The sequence below is a fragment of the Erythrobacter sp. HI0063 genome (assembly GCF_001635685.1).
Lineage (GTDB): Bacteria > Pseudomonadota > Alphaproteobacteria > Sphingomonadales > Sphingomonadaceae > Qipengyuania.
The window spans coordinates 1-279 of sequence record NZ_LWFF01000170.1 but is presented as its reverse complement, the minus strand read 5'-3'; the positions used below and the strand labels follow the sequence as shown (position 1 = coordinate 279).

The 279-nt window shown below is 62.4% G+C and carries 1 pseudogene; it reads right to left on the bottom strand.

The window, feature by feature from the left end:
- A pseudogene (locus A3736_RS17455) lies at positions 1–279 on the bottom strand (hypothetical protein); the annotation flags it as partial.

The window sequence follows — 279 nt, the reverse complement described above, 5'->3', positions numbered from 1 at the left end:
CCATGGTGAGCGTGAGCCCGGTGGCGGTGACGATGATGTCAGCGGGCAATTCCCTGCCCGAAGTCAATGCGATGCCCTCGGGCGTGAAACGCTCGATCGTATCGGTGACGATTTCGGCATCACCATTGCGGATGGTGTCGAACAGATCGGCATCGGGCACCAGGCAGATGCGCTGGTCCCACGGATTGTAGGACGGCTCGAAATCGCGCTCCACAGGGTAGCCCTCGGGAAGCTGTTCGCGCACGCCATCGAGGATGGCGGCCTTGACCTTGGCAGGCT